The sequence below is a fragment of the Mucilaginibacter sp. SMC90 genome, assembly GCF_022811725.1.
Classification (GTDB): domain Bacteria; phylum Bacteroidota; class Bacteroidia; order Sphingobacteriales; family Sphingobacteriaceae; genus Mucilaginibacter.
Map to the genome: position 1 here is coordinate 4,813,456 of NZ_CP094527.1, position 22,629 is coordinate 4,836,084.

The 22,629-nt window shown below is 43.1% G+C and carries 14 protein-coding genes; all 14 read right to left on the reverse strand.

The features are described 5' to 3' along the window. Nucleotides 1–37 precede the first annotated feature (37 nt). The 14 genes from MTO98_RS20220 to MTO98_RS20285 all read right to left on the reverse strand — a co-directional run bounded on the left by MTO98_RS20220 (nt 38) and on the right by MTO98_RS20285 (nt 22,435). A complete protein-coding gene (locus MTO98_RS20220; protein ID WP_243480801.1) occupies nt 38–721 on the reverse strand; it encodes a hypothetical protein in 684 nt (227 codons plus the stop codon). Nucleotides 722–887: 166 nt separating this feature from the next. Further along, the gene (gene uxuA / locus MTO98_RS20225) at nt 888–2,081 is read right to left on the reverse strand and encodes a mannonate dehydratase (RefSeq protein WP_243480802.1); all 1,194 of its coding nucleotides are present in this window, start codon (nt 2,079–2,081) and stop codon (nt 888–890) included. A gap of 666 nt (nt 2,082–2,747) precedes the next feature. Further along, complete coding sequence (locus MTO98_RS20230; RefSeq protein WP_243480803.1) at nt 2,748–4,418, reverse strand: hypothetical protein; 1,671 nt, start codon at nt 4,416–4,418, stop codon at nt 2,748–2,750. 268 nt (nt 4,419–4,686) lie between these two features. Beyond that, the gene (locus MTO98_RS20235) at nt 4,687–5,988 is read right to left on the reverse strand and encodes a PAS domain-containing sensor histidine kinase (RefSeq protein ID WP_243480804.1); all 1,302 of its coding nucleotides are present in this window, start codon (nt 5,986–5,988) and stop codon (nt 4,687–4,689) included. Further along, on the reverse strand, nt 5,972–7,345 hold the full coding sequence (locus MTO98_RS20240; RefSeq protein WP_243480805.1) for a sigma-54 dependent transcriptional regulator: 1,374 nt from the start codon (nt 7,343–7,345) through the stop codon (nt 5,972–5,974). The genes MTO98_RS20235 and MTO98_RS20240 overlap by 17 nt, the downstream gene beginning before the upstream one ends. A gap of 21 nt (nt 7,346–7,366) precedes the next feature. Then, on the reverse strand, nt 7,367–8,551 hold the full coding sequence (locus MTO98_RS20245) for an ABC transporter permease (RefSeq protein WP_243480806.1): 1,185 nt from the start codon (nt 8,549–8,551) through the stop codon (nt 7,367–7,369). Nucleotides 8,552–8,579: 28 nt separating this feature from the next. Continuing rightward, nucleotides 8,580–9,803 (reverse strand): ABC transporter permease, encoded by a 1,224-nt coding sequence (locus MTO98_RS20250; protein WP_243480807.1) that lies wholly within the window; start codon nt 9,801–9,803, stop codon nt 8,580–8,582. A 24-nt stretch (nt 9,804–9,827) separates the two neighbouring features. Continuing rightward, entirely contained in the window at nt 9,828–10,493 is a 666-nt protein-coding gene (locus MTO98_RS20255; protein WP_243480808.1) for an ABC transporter ATP-binding protein, read from the reverse strand. Between the two features lie 86 nt (nt 10,494–10,579). Further along, entirely contained in the window at nt 10,580–12,037 is a 1,458-nt protein-coding gene (locus MTO98_RS20260) for a TolC family protein (RefSeq protein WP_243480809.1), read from the reverse strand. Between the two features lie 254 nt (nt 12,038–12,291). Next, nucleotides 12,292–13,536: an efflux RND transporter periplasmic adaptor subunit gene (locus MTO98_RS20265; RefSeq protein WP_243480810.1), complete on the reverse strand. Its 1,245-nt coding sequence runs from the start codon at nt 13,534–13,536 to the stop codon at nt 12,292–12,294. A 286-nt stretch (nt 13,537–13,822) separates the two neighbouring features. After that, nucleotides 13,823–14,167, reverse strand: a complete 345-nt coding sequence (locus MTO98_RS20270; protein WP_243480811.1) for a PleD family two-component system response regulator — start codon at nt 14,165–14,167, stop codon at nt 13,823–13,825. Between the two features lie 94 nt (nt 14,168–14,261). Next, on the reverse strand, nt 14,262–17,327 hold the full coding sequence (locus MTO98_RS20275) for a PAS domain-containing protein (protein WP_243480812.1): 3,066 nt from the start codon (nt 17,325–17,327) through the stop codon (nt 14,262–14,264). 102 nt (nt 17,328–17,429) lie between these two features. Next, nucleotides 17,430–18,248 (reverse strand): NIPSNAP family protein, encoded by an 819-nt coding sequence (locus MTO98_RS20280; protein ID WP_243480813.1) that lies wholly within the window; start codon nt 18,246–18,248, stop codon nt 17,430–17,432. Continuing rightward, complete coding sequence (locus MTO98_RS20285) at nt 18,245–22,435, reverse strand: hybrid sensor histidine kinase/response regulator (protein ID WP_243480814.1); 4,191 nt, start codon at nt 22,433–22,435, stop codon at nt 18,245–18,247. The genes MTO98_RS20280 and MTO98_RS20285 overlap by 4 nt, the downstream gene beginning before the upstream one ends. Nucleotides 22,436–22,629 lie beyond the last annotated feature (194 nt).

Here is a 22,629-nt window from a genome sequence, read left to right on the forward strand (position 1 = left end):
ATATGCAAAGGCCTTTTCTTTTTAACAAGGGCACAAATTAAAAAGTTGTCATATTGTACATTTCAATTTGCTGACCGGTATTGCTTGAACCGCCATACCAGTGATTGGTGCCTACAAAGTAAAACCAGTTATTGTAGTAAGTGCCACTGTTATTGGTAAGGGTGAATTTATATGTACCATCTACATAAAAATCAACCTGGTGTACGTTGCCCGAACGGGCCTGGCATTTAAAGGTATGATAGCCGTTATCACCCACCGAAATAACCTGTGTAATGTACTGGCCCCCACCTTGCAGATAGCCCTTTAAGGCATTATCATTCAAGGTTTTCACAAAACCCATCTCATTACCGTTCCATTGTGAAACATTGTCGCAAAGAAAAACCGCCTGTTCACTTGCCGAACTGGAGGCGCTTGTACCACCTTTAAAGCAACCATTAAACTGAAGCCCTGTAGCGTTTTGACCAGTGCTTTGCTGCGCAGCGTCAATATCGGTACTACAATTACCTACCGGAACACAAATACCGTTGGTACCCGAAATGTTATACGGAGCGCCATTACACGTTCCCCATAAACTAAAGCCGCTTTGGGGCACAGCGGCACGCGGGGCGGTTGTGTTACCTGTTTTAGCAGCGGGCTTGCTTGCATCTTTACTACAGGCCGATACGAGGGTTAAAAGCAGCAGCGTGCCGCCAAACATCAGTTTGTTTAATTGTTTTTTCATAATTTGATTTAACTAATTGGTTTAATAATCAGTTAAAGCTATGCACATCAATTAACTTACAATTACACTGATATTTCATTTGAGTACACCATTATTTCAAACCTCTTAAACAAAAACGGGAGGCCCTTTTTAGGCCCCCCGTATCCGGATATATTTTAAAAACAGTTTATTCCATTGAGCGGATAATGCCTAATTCAAGCCCCCTCAGCTCGGCCAGACCGCGAAGCCTGCCAATGGCTGAATAGCCAGGGTTAGTTTTCTTTTTAAGATCATCCAACATTTGGTGACCATGATCGGGGCGCATAGGGATACTTAGCCGGCGCTGTTTCATTACTTGTGCCAGTTCTTTCACCACTGCGTACATGTCCACATCGCCTTCCAGGTGGTTATCTTCATAAAAATCACCAAACTCGTTGCGGCGTGTGCTGCGCAGGTGGATGAAATTGATCCTGTCGCCGAATTGTTTAACCATGGCAGGCAAGTCATTATCAGGCCTTACGCCATATGATCCGGTACAGAAACATAGGCCATTATTTAATGATGGAACCGCTTCAATCAGCGCATTGATATGTTCGGCGGTGCTTACCACCCTTGGCAGGCCTAAAATAGCATATGGAGGATCGTCGGGGTGAATCACCATTTTAATGTTATTAGCATCGGCAACCGGGATGATCTGCTGCAGGAAAAAGATCAGGTTTTGCCTTAATCTTTCGGCATCTATACCGTCATAAGCAGCAAGCGCAGCCCTGAATTTATCCAGCGTAAAGCTTTCTTCGCTGCCGGGTAAACCGGCTATGATATTGCGCTGCAGCAGTTGTTTATCATCGTCACTCATACTCTCAAAACGAGCCCTGGCGCGGCCAAGTTCATCTGTGGTGTATTCCTGCTCTGCCCCTTCCCTTTGCAGCATAAATACATCAAAGGCAATAAAGGCAGCTTTTTCAAAACGAAGGGCTTTTGAGCCATCTTCCACAGTAAAACCCAGATCGGTACGGGTCCAATCCAATACCGGCATAAAGTTATAGGTAACGATATGGATACCGCTCTGCGCCAGGTTTTGCAGGCTTTGCTTGTAGTTTTCGATATATTGCAGATAGTCGCCGGTTTGTGTTTTGATGGCTTCATGTACGGGTACACTTTCAACTACATCCCAGGTAAGGCCGGCAGCTTCGATAATAGCCTTGCGTTCGTTAATAGCCTCAACTGTCCATACCTGGCCATTAGGGATTTGATGCAGGGCGCTTACTACGCCGGTACAGCCCGCCTGGCGGATATCTGACAAACTCACCGGATCATTAGGGCCATACCAGCGCATGGTATTGATCATGCTGAAAGTATTGCTTGTATTGGTAGTACTCATTACTTTATTATAGATAGGTTTAATATTCAAAAACAGAAGTGTTCAATTTTAAAAGGGTGAACACTTCAAAAAACACTCAATATTGACAGTCAACAACTTAAGTGTTCAGTCAATCACAAGAAAACAATTAAATAACTGATAAACAACAGTTTAATATTTGCCAATATATTTAATTGAACACTTGTTTTTAAAAGCTGAACACTGACAAAATAATGTCAGTAAAAACAGGTCAGGCCACAATTTACCACGCGCCAATAATCGTTATATTTTTTTAATCGCCTAATAGTTAATTGCAAATTATTTTGTGCGTTACACATTCAGATGAGAATTTCTTCGCTCCTATCCATAACAAGTTAAAAAGTGATTGTCATGAATTTGAAAACTCAGCGCGCTTTGAAGAGTGAGTAACAAAACGGCTAAAGACTTCCGAAGTTTTTAAAACTTCGGAAGTCTGGGATCTATTAAGTGAAGAGGGACTGTCATGCTGAGCCCGTCAAAGGGTTGTGCGCCCTTCGACAGGCTCAGCGTGACACTTATTTTTATTATGTCAAGGGTAGAAACGAAGCCTCTTCTCCGCCCCTGCATAACAGTTCTGCATATCGAAGAAGATCCTTCGCTATCGCTCAGGATGACAAAAAACTTTAGACTATCTTAAAAATAGCCTCCTTACGCCCAATCAAAATCAATCACCCTGCCGTTCAGTTTCCATTTGGCGGGCGTTAATGTTTCCATCCAATCCAATGGCTGGCCAAGCGGCTGTACTTTGGCGGCTTGCGCAAATGCTGTTTTTACAGCTTTCTTTTGCTCTTCGCCCATCGCCTCGGGCTGACCGGAGATGAATAGCGGTGCGCCGCTTTCAGCTAATAATTGCAACCACTGTTTGTTCCTTTTCCATTCAATATCTTTAGTGAGGCCTACGCAATCGCCATCTACCGCATAAAACGCGTTGTGCTGGGGCAGGCGGAAAGCCAGGGTATTAACACCCATTTTGCGGGTACGTGCCCATTCGTGGCCGCTTGTATCATCGCCTATGCGGCAAAGCTCAAATATTCCTGCCGAAAGGTGGCTCATGGTATTGCAACCGATCACGTAGATGCCATCACCTGCGGCCTCGCGGATAGAGCGGTATAGGTGCAGGATGATCTCGGCATTGGTTTTTGTCCTGTCGTTAAAGTGCCAGCCCGGCGAAGTAAAGCTATCCTTCATATCAAATCCCCAGCGACCGGCAATGTCATATGTTGAAAAATCGTGCTTTACCATTTCATAGCCCCATTGCTTGTACACATCAAAATTATGTTTGATACGCGCTATATTTTCGGGGATGGTTGGGTCGAGCGTTGGATTTTTTGGATTGTCCCTGCCGGGGATCTTTGGTGCAAGTAAACTGGCCTTTTCATCATGTTTAGCACAAAGCGGTCGCATCCACAAACCCGGGCGCATACCCAGTTTTTTGATCTCATCACCAAGGGCATGCATATCCTTAAATTTATCATTCGGCTTCGAAAAATCATCGTTCCAGCCACCATCGCCCGGTAATAGTGGCGAATAGGTTGCCCAACCGGCATCTATAACAGAAAAAGGCTTATTGCTGTGATCGGTAACCAGTTCGGCCATCATGGCGGTTGTTTTTTTGATCAAATCGGCCGAGTTATTGCCGTACGCAAAATACCAATCGTTGATACCATATACCGGTTGCTTCGGTATGCGCGGTTTTTCGCACATCATTTTACAAAAACGATGCGTTGCGGCAAAGGTATCTTCGTTGGTTTTAGCATTAGTAGTTATGATATCGGCGGCGTGTAATTGTCTGTCGCCCAGTAATACGCCTACCCCGCCCGAAGTTGTATCTAAAGTAAGTTCGATATTATCGGCATTAACACCCCACCAGCAAATACTGTTAGCGCCAGTTTTTACGCCGAAGCAGGCGGTTTGTTTATCATCATGTATAATTACATACCACGGATTTTTAATACCGGCAGCTATGGTTTTCCATTGCAGGTCGCCGTAGGAACGCTCCCAATGATCGCCCAGGAATTTGGCTGAAGCAGCAGTGTTGTGTTTCCATTTTAACCGTACGCTGTTTAACTCCTGCTTTGGCGATGATACATAAACGCCAAGTGCATTGCCATTAGCTTTAAGGGTTACGCTGAGATCTTTATAGGTGTAATGAGAGCCGCCGGAAGCTGTAAGCTTAACCCAATCAGCACCCGATTGAGCCCAAACCTCATCAGGGCTATTTATGATAGCGGCCCCGTTTGACGCCGAATAAGTAAGCTTGCTGAAAAGCATTGCAGCCGCGGTAGTTGCAGAAATTTTGATAAAATGCCGTCTTTGCATAGTAAAGGTAATTGCGATGTGATTATCTGTTAAAGTAACATTTAAATTGGTTTACAACATTACTAAAAGGATTAAGCAAAAACTAATACAATTATGGATTTTTATTGGCGTTACACCGCCATATAAAATCCCCTCTCGAGAGGGGGCGCGGAGGAACGAGTGGTAGCAGGGGTGTGTTTCTGCAAGCGATAAGCAAGCGCAGGAACACACCCCTCCACCCCTCTCAAGAGGGGAATCGCACAATCCCCTTCTTTCTAATCTCCCAATTTCAACCCCAATAAACCACAAACTCCGTCTGCCGTTCGGCAACGGTTTTCAATGAAAACTCAAAGCCGTGGTTTAGCATGATCTCGCGCACCAGGGTGAGGCCTATACCCTGCCCGTCTTTTTTGGTGCTGAAGAACGGGGTAAATAGATTAGCCTGCTGCTCAGGGCTAATGCCTTTGCCGGTATCGGTGATCACCAGTTTTTTTTCTTTTGGGTTGATGGCAAACGTTACCGACCCTTTATCATCAATGGCCTCGATAGCGTTTTTTACTATATTGATGAATGCCTGTTCCAGTTGCTGCTCATCGGCCATGATTTTAATTGGCTCTTCGGGCAAATCGAGACTAAGTGCAACGCCTTTTTCTTCGGCGCGGATAGTCATCAGTTTGGTTACTGAGGTGATCAGTTTTTGCAATATCACAGGTTGCTTGTTGGCTTGAGGCAGCTTCACCAAATCGGCAAAGTTGCGCATGAACAGGTTGAGGTTCTGGTTCCTGTCCATGGCAATTTGCAGCGCATCTTTTATCGGGTCGAAATCGTGGCCGGCCCAAAGCTGATCAGTTTTCATGGCCGATTGCATGATGGAGTTAACCGGGCCAATAGTATTGTTAACCTCGTGCGCCATCATCCTGATCACTTTGCCATAAACTTTCTTTTCGGCTGCAAGTATCTCGGCGGTCAGATCCTCAAGCATAATGAAGTGGCGCGAAAATCCGCGATCGATAAAATGTGATTTCTGCAATTTGAACGAGTTGATGCCGTCCAGCTTTATTACAACTGTTTCGCCCGATTTAAGGGCCTTGATCTGTGCCAGCAGCGGATGATCCAATTCGCCAATTAATTCGCCAATCAGCGCTTTTTCATCAATACCGAGCACCTGCAAAGCTTTGGGGTTGGCCTGTTGCACGCGGTCATCAAAATCAAGGATGATGATGCCTGTTGGCGAGGTGTGGATCAGCTTTTCTAAAAAGAAATGCTGCTGCTCCTGTCTTGTCCGTTCGGTTCTTAACTCGTCCATCATTTGATTATAAACATCAATCAGCGCATCAACCTCGTGTTTACCGGTTGAAAGAAATTTCACATTAAAATCTTTGTCTTTGATAGCTTCAACGCCCTGCATCAGCATTTTTAGTGGCTGAATGAGCTGCCGGTAAAGCTGTATGGCAATTACCGAAGAGATGATCACAACAACCTCCGATATGATAAAATAGATCTTGTTATCGTTGAAAATAAAATAAGTAAGCACCAGGGTAAGCAGGTGCAGGACCACCACAAATAAAATGTATTTAGTCTTCAGCTTCATCGTACGGGATCTGGTATTTTTCGAGCCGCCGGTACAGGGCGCTGCGCGTGAGGCCCAGCGCCGCCGCTGCTTTACTTATTTTGTTTTTATGATGGTCTAAAGCCCGCCTTATCATCTCCACTTCTACCTCCTCCAAAGTTAAAGTACCTACACCCGGCAACTGGATATTCCCTTTTTTTACCGGCGATAATTCCAACTGTGACCGGAAATCATCGATGCTCAGCTCATCCCTCCTGCTCACCAAAATGGAACGCTCCACCAGGTTTTTTAACTGCCTGATATTGCCAGGTAAAGGTAACTGCTGTAACCACTTCATGGCTGATGCCGCTACCGACAAATTGGGCCGGTTATAGATCTGCTTTAAGTTATTAATAAAAAAATCAACCAGCAAAGGAATATCTTTCGGCCGCTCGCGCAGGGCAGGCAGGTAAACAGTGATCAGGTTAATACGATACAGCAGATCCTCGCGAAAAGTACCGCGATTTACCATTTCATTCAGGTTTTTATTGGTAGCGCATACTACACGGGTATCAACCGTTTTGGTGCGACTGCTGCCCAATACTTCATAGGTACGATCCTGCAACACACGGAGCAGCTTTACCTGGCTGCTGGCATCCAGATCGCCTATCTCATCCAAAAAAATGGTGCCTTTGTTGGCCATTTCAAAGCGGCCTATCCTGTCAAACCGCGCATCGGTAAACGCCCCGCGGATATGGCCAAACATTTCACTCTCAAACAACGAAGTAGAGATCCCGCCCAGGTTCACTTTAATAAATGGCTTATTACGGCGAAGACTGTTCTGGTGAATAGCTTCCGCTATTAGCTCCTTACCAGTACCGCTTTCGCCCATGATCAGTACCGATGCATCAGTAGATGCAACGCGGCCTATGGTTTCTAAAATATCGAGCATCCGGGCATCTTCACCCACAATATTTTCAAAATTATAGGTTTTGTCAAGCTGCTTACGGGTACGGTGTTCGGTTTTTTTATCCTGCAGATCCAAAAGGGTTTTCACCGACTGGATGAGATGCTCGTTAACCCATGGCTTGTTGATGAAATCATTGGCACCCAGCTTCATGCCTTTAACAGCCAATTCGATACTCCCCCAGCCGGTGATAAGGATAACCGGAATAGCACTATTGACAGCCTTGATTTTTCCAAGTAAATCCATTCCCTCCTGCCCCGACGTATCTATCGAAAAGTTGAGATCAAGAATGATCAGCTCGGGAGCATTTTTCTTGATAACCTTTATAGCTTCGGCTGGCTCGCCAGTGCTTACGGCATCATAGCCCTCGCTTTTTAAAAGCAGGATCAGCGAGGTGCGTACAGCAATATCATCATCAATAACCAATATCATAATATGCGGTTAATATCGTAATTATTCCTCGTGTAAAGCAACAGCGGGATAAATGGCCGCAGCCTGTTTGCCGGGGTAAAGAGAGCAAATAAGCACCAGCAGATAAACAAATAAAACAGATAACAATATACCTTCGATGTAAACAATTGCAGGTAAGTCAAATACATTTAATAGCGGGAACTGGGCGGCAAAAAAAGTACCGATAATAAGTGCCAGCGTTGCCAGGATCATGGATTCGGCCACTAACTGACCTGATATCGACTTCCCTGTGGCACCAATGGCCCTGCGTAAGCCTATCTCGCCCCTGCGCTTATTGATATTGTACCACAATACACCAAACAGGCCAAGCGCCACATTGATCACCAAAAATGCACTTACAATGGCCAATATGATCATGGGCACCAGTGCAAAGTAATTGGCATTTGTCCGCTTATTAGCAAGGTGTTCAATTTCAACATTAGCATTTTTCATGTAGTTGGCCATCGTTTTGTAAAGCTTCCCTTCAAAGGCGGCATCGGCCCCATGGTCAACTTTTACCAGTATTTTATCAAGCCAGCGAAATGAACCTGTATCTGTTCTGAAATACATCCCCGGGCCGGCTTTCAGATAGTCGCCGTTTCTCTTTATGGTTTGGATTACACCAACTACCTTAAACTTGTTTTTATCATCATCATTGCCTAAAAGCTTACCTACGGCAGGCTCGTTGCCAAATATCGCCTCCTTTAAGTCGGCATCAATAATGATGTGCTGATTTTTACTAACCACATCTTCCTTATTAAACCAGCGCCCCTCTAACAACGTAACATTCATTACTTTTTCGTAATAATCTTCAACCGTAAAATTATTCAGATGGTCAATGTGTTTGCCCTTGTATGTTAGCCCGCTTTGGTTAGTTCGCGACGAAAACGGGATATTACCACTCACAAAAGTGATGTCATTTACATGAGGTAATGATTTTATTGTTTTGCGCAGCGTTTCGTAATAACGGTTAAGCGAGTCGACATTTTTTGTTTGGTATGAATTATTATAATTGATAACCCACACGTCCTGATAATCAAAGCCCATTGGCTTTTTATAATTGTTATAGTAAAACATCAGTAGTGTAAATACCGCAAACAATACCAGGAAGGATACCAGCATCTCGGTAATGAGCAGAAAATTCTGCTTCTTTTTATTCCAGATGAGTTTAAATAAATGCTTAAACATAATATTTTGATTTAAAGATAAATGATCATTAAGCTTTGAGCGCTGTAACCACGTTCAGTTTTGACATACGCCATGCAGGGTAAACACCCGATAACAAACCAAAAGCAAGGCAAACCAGCAAACCAATAAATAAAACCGTGAAATTGATACTTAGCTCAAGGTTATCAATCAGGTTAGCGTTATTGATAGCATAAAGCGCTATTAACGAAAGAATTACCCCGATTAAACCACCAAGTAGTGTAAGTATCAGGTTTTCGACAATGAACTGGTAAACCAGCGTTTTTGATGATGCCCCAAAGGCTTTACGTACACCAATTTCTGACGACCGCTCCATGATACGGGTGATATTGATGTTAACCAGGTTAAGTGTTGGCAGCAGGGTAAAAATGAATACAAAAATACTGATGGCCGTAACCACAATGAATACGCCCGATTGTTTTTCATTGCCGGTATCAACATAGCTCCTGAAAAATGTATTGGCATGGCTGTAAACATGTTTAAATTCTTTACGTTCTACCGGCACGCGTTTTATAATATTTTCATATTCGGCCCGCATTTTAGGCACATCGCTTGGCGAATTGGCAAGCAGGATTGCCATGTACCCACCTAAATAGCCTTTGCTTTTATAATCTTCTTTTGATACGGTGTATGGCAAATAAATATCACTGTAAAGCATATAATTTGTTACAGGTACATTTTTCACTACGCCAATTACGCGGTAACTCACATTATCTGCTTCGATGTATTTACCTGTTACCGGCGTAACATCGCCAAAATAGTCCCTTCTCATATCTTCAGATATAATTGCAACACGATCTGCGTTAGTTACCTGCTGCTTATTAAATGGTTTACCTTCGGTAAAATCATAGTCGAGCACGTCCCAGTATTCGGCATTGGTGTATTTAAAATTAACGGCTATTTTTTTGTTGTTTACATAGGTATTAGTACCCTTAAACATTGATGATATGGCAACCTTGGCAGGGGTTTTCATCATACCGGTGTAATGACTTAAAAAGTAATAAGACAATGTGCTCGATTGCATGGATTGGTCTCCTACTTCTGCCAGCCTGTTGATGTATAATGATCTGTCCCGCTTTTTATCCGGGTAGTTATCTCCAATTACCTTGTTGATAAAAGCAGTTAAAACCATCAATATAGTTAAGGTAAAACTGATGCCGAACAAACTAATAAAAGTAAAAAACTTACGGCGTTTGAGTACCGCTATGGCTATTTTAAAATAATTTTTAAGCATAACTTTAATTTTAAAACCGGTTAATTATTGAACCTGGGCGCCATCAAACAAGCGTACCAACCTGTGGGTTTTGTGAGCCATATTTTCATCGTGCGTTACCATTACTATCGTAGTGCCGTCGTTGCGGTTAAGATTTAGGAGGATCTCCATAATTTCGTTCCCCATGGCGCTATCCAGGTTACCGGTAGGCTCATCGGCCAAAATAATTTCGGGCCTGCCAACAATAGCCCTGGCTATTGCCACACGCTGCCGCTGACCGCCTGATAGTTGTGTAGGAAAGTGCTTTAACCGATTAGCCAGGCCAACTTTTTCCAGCGCTTCGGCAGCCAGTTCGCGGCGTTGTTTGGCGGTGGTATCGCGATAAAGCAAGGGCAGTTCCACGTTATCAAGCACCTGCAAGTCATTAATGAGGTGATAGCTCTGAAAAATAAAGCCCAGCTTTTTATTGCGGAACTGTGCCAGCTGCTTATCATTCATGCCCTCTGTTTTTTGATCGTCAATCCTGATCTGTCCTTTTGAGGGTGCATCAAGCAGGCCCATAATGTTAAGCAGGGTACTTTTACCACAGCCCGACGGGCCCATGATGGATAAAAACTCGCCTTTGGCAATATCAAGGCTTACGCTGTTAAGGGCCAGGGTTTCAATAGTATCGGTGCGGTACACCTTTTCAATGTTTTGTAAACGTATCATGAGAGGTTAGTTATTGATTTAATGAATTAGTGATTTAGTGATTTTTTATTGGTTATAGATTGAAATCGGGTTATTGAATTATAGAATCAGTTATAGGTTATTTTTTTGTTTGTTTCAAAATCGTAAAGCGAAAGGTAGCGCAATTGGTAATAAGCTCCCCAAAAATCGCGAAGGGCTGTTACATAATCTCGCTGGGCCTGGTCATTTTCACGGAAGGCTATGCCAAGATCGGTGATGCTCAAGTCGCTCAGCACATAGCGTTCGCGGGCAATCTTGTATTTTTCACCGGCAATGCTATCGGCGCTCGCCGTGTATACTAATTGTTCTTTCATCAGATTGAAAAGCGATACCTGCGTTACTATCTCCTGCTTAAAAGTTTGCTTATCCTGCTCAACAGCGTACTCTGTAAGCTTCTGATTGGCCAGGGCAGTTTTTGTTTTTGATTTCGATCGGCCCCAATCCAATATCGGTATGGCTAACTGCACCTCCAATGCCTGCTGGTTTTGCGGGTTCTTGTATACATCCGGAATATTGGTGGCCGTATTTGAAAAACCCAAACTGGCGGTAAGTGTAGCAGTCAAGCCATTTTGACCTTTGGCTATGGCCACATCACGTTTGGCTTCGGCAAGGCGGCGTGCAAACGCTATAGCTGCAGATCTGTTAGCATAGGCTTCGGCCAACACCTTCTCCGACGAAACGATCATGTTACTGATCTGTTTAGGTGCAATTAAAACTATTTTATCGTCACCTTCCTGCCCTATAAAACTCCGTAAGTTAAGTGTGGCAATTTCCATATCGCGTTTAGCTGTACCCACCGCTTTTTGTGCGTTGATCTTTTCCAGTTGTAATTGCAGGATGTCATTTTTTGATACTTTTCCTAACTCATACTTTAGGTTTGCTACCTTTATAATTCTCTCTGTATTGACAAAATTGGTTTCGGCAATTTTAAGATTTACCTGGGCCAGCAGCAGGTCAAAAAAATAACTTTCCACGTCGACAGCTATTTTTTCCTGGGCTTCAATGTAAACCTGCTTACTTTCATTGAATTTCAAAGGCTCGATCTTTTTATCCCACTTCAGTTTATTGAACTGAAACAGTGGCTGTGAATAATTTATACCATAGGGAATGCCATTATATAACACATTATGCCTGTCAAAATCATCAAACCGCTGTAATAGCGTAGTGCCATAAACAGTACCACCAGTTGCGGTAATACTTTGACTAAAATCAAGCCTTAACTGTGAGTTGTCATTATGAATGGGCTGCACAAGAAAAGTACCATCGGGTTGCTGCACCTGTGAAAATGTTTTGGTATAGCCAGGTAAAGTACCGCTTAAGGCCAGCTGCGGTTGATAGGCCGATTTATAGGTACGATACTCCCAATACTTGGTTTCGCGCGTGGTGGCGGCCTGTTTGGCGGCTATGGAATTGGCTTTGGCAAGCTCTACCACCTGCTGCAGGGTTAGCCGCAGGGTGTCATTGCCGCTCTGGCCAAATGCCGCTGTGCTTATGGTTAGTAATAATATAATGTATAGTATTTTCATTGTATCTAATTCCTTTTTTGAACCGTCATTTCGAAGAAAGACGGTCTGTATTTAGCTTATTACTATCATTCTCTTTTCTCCGTTGCCGGTATTGCTACTCCAACAGCAGTGCCGGCTATTTCATTGCTTAACTTCATTTACAAATCGTCATTGCGAGAACGGCCTCTCCCGAACTTGGAAAAACAAGCCCAAACCTTGTAAATCCATGCTATAAACCGGGGTTGCTTTGTTCCCCGCAATGACGCTTCTTACAATTATTTCACTGTTACTTCCTTCGAATTTTTGTATTCGCTCATATCCGATGTAATGACTTCATCACCGGGTTTTACACCACTTTGTATCTCCACATAGTCAAAATTTGTAAGGCCGATGTGTACGGTGCGACGCTCGGCTTTGCCATTGTTCAGCACAAAAATATCCTGCACAGAAGGGCCTTTAAATGCAGGGCCATTGGCTACCCTCATGATTTTGTTATGTGTAGCTGTCACCAAAAAAACGTCTACCTTCAGGTTTGGCCTAAGCAGTTTATTTGCACGGTCATCTAACTGTACATCAAAAGAAATTATGCTGTTTTGTACCGATGGAGATACATTGCTTACATGCCCGCGTAATTGATCATCATTGATGCGCACAATTACCGGCAAACCGCTGCGTATCTGATCGGCCACGTTATCAGAAACACTGCCCTGGATCCTGAAGCTTCCTAAATCGGCAATGCGGGTAAGGGTTTCACCTTCGTGAATGTTGGCTCCAATATTTCTGTTAACATAGGTGATAACACCTGCACGGGTGGCTACCACATTGGCCAGATCAAGCTTGCGCTGCAACTCTTTTAAATCATTTTGCTGGATATCGGCAGCTATTTCGGCCTCTTTGATTTCCAACTGCATGGTTTGCTGCTTGCTTTTGATCTCATTTTCCAGTTGCTTTTTTTCGAGCTGGGCAACTTTAAGATTTAACTCGGCCTGTTCTATGTTCTCGCGGGTGCCGCCACCTGCTTTATACAAGCGCTTTGCATTTTCAACCGCATCTGCAAGGTTACTGATGTGGAGTTGCTTGATGTCATTGTTGGATTGGATATCGTAGAAGCTTTTGTTAAGATCAAGCTTGAGTTTGCTGATCTCGGTACGCTTGGTCTCAAATTGAAACTTTTGTTTTTCATAATCGGTTTGGGTGGCCGATTTATCAAGCGTTAATATCGATTGACCTGCTTTGATCTTATTACCGGCATCCATCAGCGCACTTTTGATAGAACCGTTGATAGAACTGGTAATGATCTCTTCAAATTCCGGCAAGACCTCGCCGGTAGCGTTTATTGTATTTTCGATGTCGCCTATCTCAACCTTGGCAGTTGTTATTTCGGCCCGTGTGATGGTTGACTTTATATATCCACGCAAAACCATTACGGCAAGCACCAAAACAGCCAGACCTATTGTGATGACAAGCGCTGTTTTTTTGCGTTTGGCAGTTGTAACTTCAAGTGCAATTTCCTTATCCATTGTGATAACCTTTGGACAAGGTTTTGCAAGAGCTATACCAATATTAAACAGCTAAAAATAAATGAGTTACAGATTTTTAATTTTCAAAAAGTGATCGATATCGGACAAAACTCCTGTTATCGACCATTGATTTGTTTTTTGATTGCGTTGATTTCGCTGATTAATTTAAAGGGGGAGAATGATTCTTTGAGGTAGAAGTTGTGTACCTCCGGCACGCTAAAAATTAAATCCATTTTATTACTACAAACCTTTTGCACCTGTGGTGCAGGTACGCCAGATTCATCCCTCATGCATTGAGGTGCTTTCTGATCTTACCTAACAGGTCATCGATCTCAAACGGTTTTGCTAAAAAATCATCAGCACCGGCGTCATAGGCTGATTTTTCGATATCGCGACTGGCCGAGATCATGATGATCGGGATCCCTTTGGTTGAATCGCGCTTTTTAAGTTCCCGGCAAATGTCCCTCCCATCGGAGCCAGACATCCAGATATCAAGTAACAGCAGATCAGGAAACTCTGTCTGCATATCTAAAAGCGTCGAACCATTTACTGTCGACGAAACCTGGTATCCCTCAAAATCAAGCATTATCTCCACCGCATCCACAATCCCCGGATCATCGTCCGCTATCATGATCTTCTTCGTATTTTCCACTTCACCCTAACTCCACAAAAATCAAGCCCCGATAACAATCGATAACATTTTTTTTTACAAAAGAGACATTATCCTACTCTTTATTGTTTTTAACAGGAAGCGCAAAATAAAATGTCGACCCTTTTCCCTCTTCGCTATCCACCCAAATCCGGCCGCCTTCGCGCTTAATTATTTCAGATGATATGTATAAACCAAGGCCCAAACCCGGGAATGTATGCTGTTTAGCGCCGCTAACCCTGTAAAACTGTTCAAAAACACGATTTTGCTTTTCTTTTGAAATGCCTATGCCAAAATCCTGTATACACACTACTACCTCATCATTTTCGAGCCAGCTCTTTAAAATTATATTTTCGGTGTGCGGCGAATATTTAATGGAGTTTGTGATCAGGTTAACCAAAACCTGGCTTACTCGCTCTCTATCGGCATACACCTGTCCTGTTTCCTGTAATTGTTCAATAAGTGTATGTTTTTTTGTAGTGCGCTGCAAATCCTCCGCCACCTCTTTAATAAGGGCATTAAAATCAAATACGGTATAATTAAACTGCAGCCTGCCAGAGTTTATTTTGGTAACATCCAGTAAATCTGCAATTAAACTGGTAAGGCGGTTTAACTGGGCATCCATCTTGCCAATCATTGTCGCTTCCAGGGTATCGCCTTTTTTGGTCAGCATACGTTCAAGTACCTGGGTATAGGCTTTAATGCTGGTAACCGGGGTTTTTAGCTCATGACTTGCAATGCCAATAAATTCATCTTTTTGCTGCTGCAAAAGCTTTTGCTCGGTGATATCAAAAGTTACACCTACCATTTGCGTAGCCTTATCCATATCGTCATAACGGGCCTTCCCTGAAGCATTGATCCAGTGTATTGAACCATCGGGCCAGGCAACACGATATTCGGCATTGTAAACCGTTTTATTTTTAATAGCTGCATTTACCTTTTTTTGCACCTGTTCGGGATATTCGGGCAGCATAACAGATAAAAGATCAGAGAAATTAAAAACAGCATCTTTATCCAGCCCATAATTGGCTTTACATTGCGGTGTACAGAACATGATACCCGTTTCCAGGTCGAGTTCATAAGAGCCAAGGCGCCCTGCCTCAAGGGCTATTTCCAAACGTTGATTAATCTGAATTAGCTCTTCCCTCGCCTTACGGCGCTCGGTGATATCGCGGGCAACTGCAAAGAGATACGGCTTATCCGATAACATCAAACTAACCATATTGATCTCAACCGGGTAAACCGAACCATTTTTACGGCGATAAAGCGTTTCATACTGCGGGATGTTTTGCTGCTGGGCCTTTTTAAAGGCCCGGTTAAAGGTAACATCGTCGTGGTAAACGTCCACATCGCTTACATTTAAAGTCAGGGATTCACCCTCACTGTAACACCAATCATCAAGAGCTACACTGTTTACATAAGCAATTGAACCATCGGCACGTAACAGCATAAATATGTCCGAAGCGTTATCGGCCATAAACTTAAAGCGCTTTAACTCGTCTTCGGCATCCTTTTGTTTGGTTACATCTATTACTATACCCAGCATCCTGACAGGAATATGCTCTTCGTCGTAATAAACCTGTCCTTCAACTTCAACAACGTGCATGCTGCCATCGCGCCATAAAACCCTGCCTGTATAAAACATATACCCGGTTTTTAAGGCCATGTCAAATGCGTTGTCCCTTATGTTTCTGTCATCCGGAAAGATCCTGTCGATATAGCTATCATGTACTAACGATTCGTCAATATCCATAATTGCGTTGAAACGCGGCGAAGTGATCATCTCATCTGTAACCAGGTTCAAATCAAACGTGCCCATTTCGGCTACATCAATGGCAAGCCTTGCGCGTTCTTCGGCATCTTCAATTTTACGCTTGGCAATTACCTGGTTGGTAACTTCTGATGCTACGGCAATGATTCCGGTAACCCCATTGCTATCTCTCAAAGCTTCGTAAACAAAGTCTACATAGGTTTTCTCAATCTTACCGTTTCGGGGCAGATAAACCGGGCGCTCAACTGCAATAAACCTTTCGCCTGTATTATATACATTATCAAGCAAAGCTTCCAGGCCCTGTCCTTTGGCTTCGGGCAGCCCCTCAAAAATTGGTTTTCCAACGGTTTCTTCGGGAGTTTTACCCCAAAGCTCAAATACCGGGGCATTGGCTATTTCAACAACATATTGCGGCCCTTTAAAAACAGCTATGGCTACGGGTGCCTGTAATATCAGCGAGCGAAAATTTTGCTCACTTTCTACAAGTGCAAGGCGCGTAACTGTTTCTTCAGTAATATCCTGCAGCGTACCATTTAACCTTATGGCAACGCCATTTTCGTCATATAATGCTTTCCCCTTTGCCCGTACAACGCGCTCGTACTTTGTTCGGGGATTTATAATCGTATATTCTACATCATATTTACCGCCAGATGCAGGCAGCAATGCTGAACGGATAGCATCGGCAACACGTTGCCTGTCTTTTTCGGCAATTGCAGCTATTGCCGAATCAAGCTCTATTTCATCCTCCGGGGCGAGGCCGAACCAGTCTTTCAGCCTGTCGTTACCAATAAATTTATTAGTTTGGGGATTAAGGTCCCAGGTGCCCAGTTCGGCAGCATCAATGGCAAATTCAAGCTCGGTTTTGCTATCCCTCATTTTATTGAATGCCAAAACCTTTTCGGTGGTTTCAGTACAGGCTACCAGGATGCCTCCCGGCTTACCCGACTCATCTATGACCGGACTATAGCTGAATGTCCAGTAAATATCTTCTATGGAGCCATTACGAAAAAACGGGATCAACTGATCTTCATGCCAGGTTGCGCCCCTGCCGGATAGTACCTGATCTATCAATGGCTCAAGAATATACCATATCTCGGCCCAGAATATCCTGGCCGGCTTTCCTAAAAGCGCGGGGTGTTTACCACCCACCCCAAGACTGGGGCGATAAGCATCATTATAAAAGCAAATAAGATCGGGCCCCCAGTACATAAACATAGGGAAACGGGAATTTAAGACGATACCAATAGTAGTGCGCAGGCTTACCGGCCACTGATTCGGCGCACCAACAGATGTTCCGGACCAGTCATGTGCCCTGATCAGCGCGCCCATTTCGCCGCCCCCTTCTAAAAATTTCAAGCTATCCTGTTGCATTATTCCGATTGTACGGTGAAGTAAACACCGACACCGAAGTTAAGTTTTACAATCGTATTAATTACCTATGAATTAATTTTTTTTCACAAGATAGCGATAGCATTAAAAATCAGAGTAATCTGCCGGGCGAAGAAAGATAATATCTGCGTGCGATACGTTGTGCTGGTATTCTGCTTTTGCCGAGAGGGTTTTCCAGTAAGCATCCTTGTTAAAGGCATCCCAATGCTTGTCCCTGTCTTCTTTACTGTTAAAAGTAGTCATATACATCAGGTTTGGCATGTGGCTTCCGGCAATAACTTCCGAATAAAAAACAGCATTAAAACCAAGGCGCTTAAAAAGCCCTATTTCATCACCAACATTAAACATGGTTACCTTATTAACGTTGAATTTTTCGGTAGGACTTTCATAGCTGCGCAATTCATAAACCCTATCCGCTTTATTGGCGCTAAGATCAGGCACGGCTGTTGAAGGCATACCAGGAAATGCTTGCAGAATAATAGTTTCCAGGCGGGTATAAGGCTGTTGGTTATAGGCAGCATCAATGTAGTCTTTCCCGTCGGTAAGATAGGTAGCATCAGACGCCAACCTTTGATCGAGCCCCATCAACTTATCCCATGATTGAAACGGCGTAAACACATATAACAGCTTTGCAGTATCAACCTGTGTAACGGGTTTAAATACACCAACGCTTTTAATACCGGCCCTGTGCAACGCAGGTATATAGGCTTGTTGTAAATACTTTTCAATTGTATTTTCCTGAGCCTGGGTTTTGTAATGATATATTTTAAGCTGATAATAGTTGCGTGCAGGCGCGCTTGCAAATACGGCTGCAACTGTAAAAAAACAAGCTAAAAAGGTTACGGAAATTTTATTAAAGAAGTTCATAATTACAGATGGTTTCGGGAGTAAATATAACCTCATTTTAATAAAGTAGTATTAAGCCCATTTATATATTTTCCCCATTTTTCCAGCATCTCCATTAAATCAGAAAGCTTCATAGGCTTGCTCAGGTAATCGTTCATACCGGCATCCATGCAGGCCTGCCTATCTTCTGGCATAGCGTTGGCTGTCATGGCTATAATTACAGGCTGTTCCTGCATATTACTGCGGATAAAACGGGTTGTTTCCAGGCCATCCATATCAGGCATCTGTACATCCATCAAAATCAGGTTATAATGTTTTGTTACCATGGCATTTAGCGCGGCATGACCGTTTTCTGCAATATCTGCGCTGTATCCCATTTTGCCCAGCATATGTATAGCAAGCTTTTGGTTTATCAAATTATCCTCGGCTATCAGGATGCTCATGGGGTAATTTTTAGCAAACTCTTTTGAAAACGCTGTTTGCACCGGCTGGTATTCCGTTTTCACCCCGCTGCCAGCCTTTAGTTGTTCAACAATGTGTTTATGTAAGAGATTATGTTTTGTAGGCTTTGTTAATACTGCATTAAACACGCTATCCTCTCTTTTACCCTGTTCGCTACCTATGGAGCTCAGCAATATAATAGGAATTTCAGGAAATTTCCCTTTTACTTCTTTAGCCAGCTGCAAGCCATCCATCTCGGGCATGCTCATGTCTGTTATCAAAAGATCAACCTTTTCGTCATGCCGGTTAAGTACTTTCAACGCTTCGGCTGCCGAAGCAACAACTACCGGGTTATATTTCCATTGCCTAAACTGAGCATCAATAATATCGCGGTTTGTGGCGTTATCATCAACAAATAAAATACGTTTATTTTCAAGCTCGGCAAGATTAAGGTAAACGTAATTCCGTTTTACCTGCTGCCCTACTTTTGATTTTATGGTAAACGAAAAAGTGGTCCCCCTTCCCATTTCGCTTTGTACACTGATATCACCTCCCATTAGCTTAACCAGTTTTTCGCTAATGGCCAAACCTAAACCAGTACCTCCGTATTTACGTGTTGTACTTGAATCAACCTGCGAAAATGGTTTAAATAACCGCTCCAGTTTATCTTCGGCAATGCCGATACCTGTATCCCTTATTTTAAAGCGTAATTCAAGGTCGTCCCCTTTTTGTTCTTTTACTTCTACCCGTATAAAAACCTCTCCCTGGGTTGTAAACTTCACAGCATTGCCTACCAGGTTAATCAAAATCTGACGAAGACGTATTGAATCGGAAATAATTTGTACCGGTACATTGTGCTCAACCTGGTAAACCAGATCAAGATTTAAACGCGATGCTTTTTCAGCAAAAACATCTAAAACACCTTCTATACAATCGCGCAGGTCAAAATCCTCTTCATCAAGTTCCATATTACCCGATTCAATTTTAGAGAAATCGAGTATATCATTAATAACAGTTAACAGGGCATCACCACAGTTTTTTATGGTTTCGGTATATTCCTCCTGCTCGGTACTAAGTTTTGTACTTGCGAGCAGGGTAGCCATACCAATAACGCCATTCATAGGAGTACGGATCTCGTGGCTCATGGTAGCCAGGAAAATACTTTTAGCTTTATTGGCATTTTCGGCTTCTTCACGTGCTGTTTCTGATGCCTCCCTGGCTAGGCGCTCATTTGCTGTCATTTCTACCAGGCTCTCGGTACGCTCCTTTACCTGACGCTCCAACACGGCTTTTTGTGCCCTCAGAAACTTAACCCGGTACGCATAAATAAAGTATATTAAGGCAACTACAGTTATTGCTGTAATTAATTTAAACCACCAGGTTAACCAAAACGGCGGAACTATAGTAATTTTCAACCCTGCCGAAGCCGGCGACCATAATCCCGATGCATTCTGATATCTTAATTTAAAAGTATACTCGCCCGGCGGCAGATTGGTATATGATGCTGTATTACGGCTGCCAACGTTATTCCAGTCGGCGTCAAAGTTTTCGAGGATATAACTATAATTCTTTTTATCTGCCGATGAGTAATCAAGGGCTGCATACTGTAGTGTTATTACCGATTGCTTGTACGATAATTTAATTTCCCGGGTATCACTTATATCCTGTTTCAGCGGTGATGGATCATGCTTATCACGGGCAATTTTTACAGTTTTATTGAACAATTGAAAATTAGTGACCACCAGCGGCATAAAGACCGATGGTTTTAGGATCTGTTCGGGCGTAAAGGAATTGAAACCGTTAACACCACCGAAAAATATCCTGCCCTCTTTTGTTTGCAGGGCCGAATGTGATTTAAACTCTTCATCCTGCAAACCATCTTCAATTGTATAATTTTTAAAGGTTTGTTTAATGGGATCATAATTGGATAAACCATTGTTGGTACTTACCCAAATAGTGCCCCGCTTATCCTGCCGAACGGCGTAGATCACATCACTGGGCAGGCCATCTTTGGTTGTAAATACGGTAAAATGTTTGGTAACCGGGTTAAGTAAATTAAGGCCGGATAGTGTGCTGATCCAGATCCTGCCCTGATCATCTTCAAACAAATCGGGCACGCTGTTATTGCTGATGCTGTTTCGCTTTTCATCGTGCTGAAACCGGGTAAAAGTCCCCGTTTTCCTATCCATCAAATTGAGTCCGGCATCAAATGTACCCACCCAGAAGTTATTGTCATGATCTTCAAGCAGTGCGTATACCCTATCGCTGCTGATACTTTTGGGATCGTCGGGATCATACCTGAACGCCGAAAATGTACCCGACTTTTCATCAAATAAGTTTAGCCCCCCGTTGTAAGTACCAACCCAGGTACGGTGATCGCGCGTATGAGTATGGGCATAGATATTATTATTGCTTAAACTACCCGGTTTTGTGTCATCGTGTTTAAAGTAGGTAAATTTGCCGGTGACGGGATTATACCTGCACAAACCATAGGCCCAGGTACCCATCCAAAAATCACCTCTAAAATCCTGGCTGATATTCAATACATAATTTCCTATCAGGCTGTTTGGATTGGCCGGATCATTCAGATAGTGTTTAACGGTACCGTCTTTGTTAAACACATTAACCCCGCCCCCATCGGTACCAACCCAAATGTTACCAGCCTGATCTTCATGCAAACAAAGCACAAAATTATTAGCCAAACTATTTGGTGATGAGTTGTGCCTGAAATGCAAAAAACTTTCGGTACTGCGTTTATACAGGTTAATGCCGCCACTAAAGGCTCCAAGCCACATGTTGCCCATTCTATCGCGGCAAATACTGTATATGGAATTGCCGTTGATGCTCCCCCGGTCGATATCATCGTGCTTATAGCTGGCTATTGTACCGGTTACGGGATCAAGAATGTTAACGCCATTGTTTTCCGAACCTATCCAAAGTTTACCATTCAGATCCATACTCAACGATAAAATGGTATTGCCCGAAATGCTGTTGCCATCTTTATCGCTGTGGAGATAACGCTTGAATGTGCCCTTTTCGGGGGTAAATAAATTAAGGCCGCCGTCTTCTGTACCAATCCACAACCGGTTGGAGTTATCTTCATAAATGCTGCTTACATAACTTCCGGAAATGCTTGTATTTATCCCGGGCTGATTTTGGTACCGTATAAAAGCACCGGTTTTCCTATCTAACAAGTTAAGGCCGCCGCTTAGGGTACCAATCCATAAGCGATGTTTTGAATCTTCCTTCAATGCGGTCACATCGTCATCGCTTAACGAAGACAGGTTTGTGTCGCTATGCTTATAATGGGTGATCTTATTTTTACGGATATCAAACCTATCAAGACCACCCTTTTGGCTGGCTATCCATAAAACTCCCTCATGATCAAACACCAGTTTATTTACAAAATTGCTTGATATGGTATTGGGATTAGCGCCGTCATGAAAATAACGTACAAATTTGCCTGTTTTGCGATCAAGCTTATTTAGCCCAAAAAGCGTAGCCAGCCAAATATTGCCATCCTTGTCTTCCGCAATATCCGACACCAGGTTACTGCTTAACGAATTAGTATCAAGGATGCTGTTTTTGTATATTACAAAGCCATAACCATCATACCTGTTGAGACCATCGCGGGTACCGATCCACATAAAGCCCCGGCTATCCTGAATTATGGAACTCACATTAATTTGCGATAAACCCTCGCGGGTTCCTATATGCTCAAACTTAAGGTTCCTATCCTGCGCAAACCCGTTTTGAGCCCCTAATAAGGTAACTGCAATAAACAAATATCTATACAAGTTCACGGTAACGGGTTTTATTAAGTTCAATGATAATCTATTTCCTAAAACAAGAAAACGGATGGTTTATAGTATAGCTTTTACGGCTATTATATTTATAAGTTTAATATAGATAAAAAAAGCAATAACAGCTATACTATTAAGCAACGGCATAGCTGCCTGTAAAAGCTAAACAGCACAAAAAAAGCCTCCCGGCAACT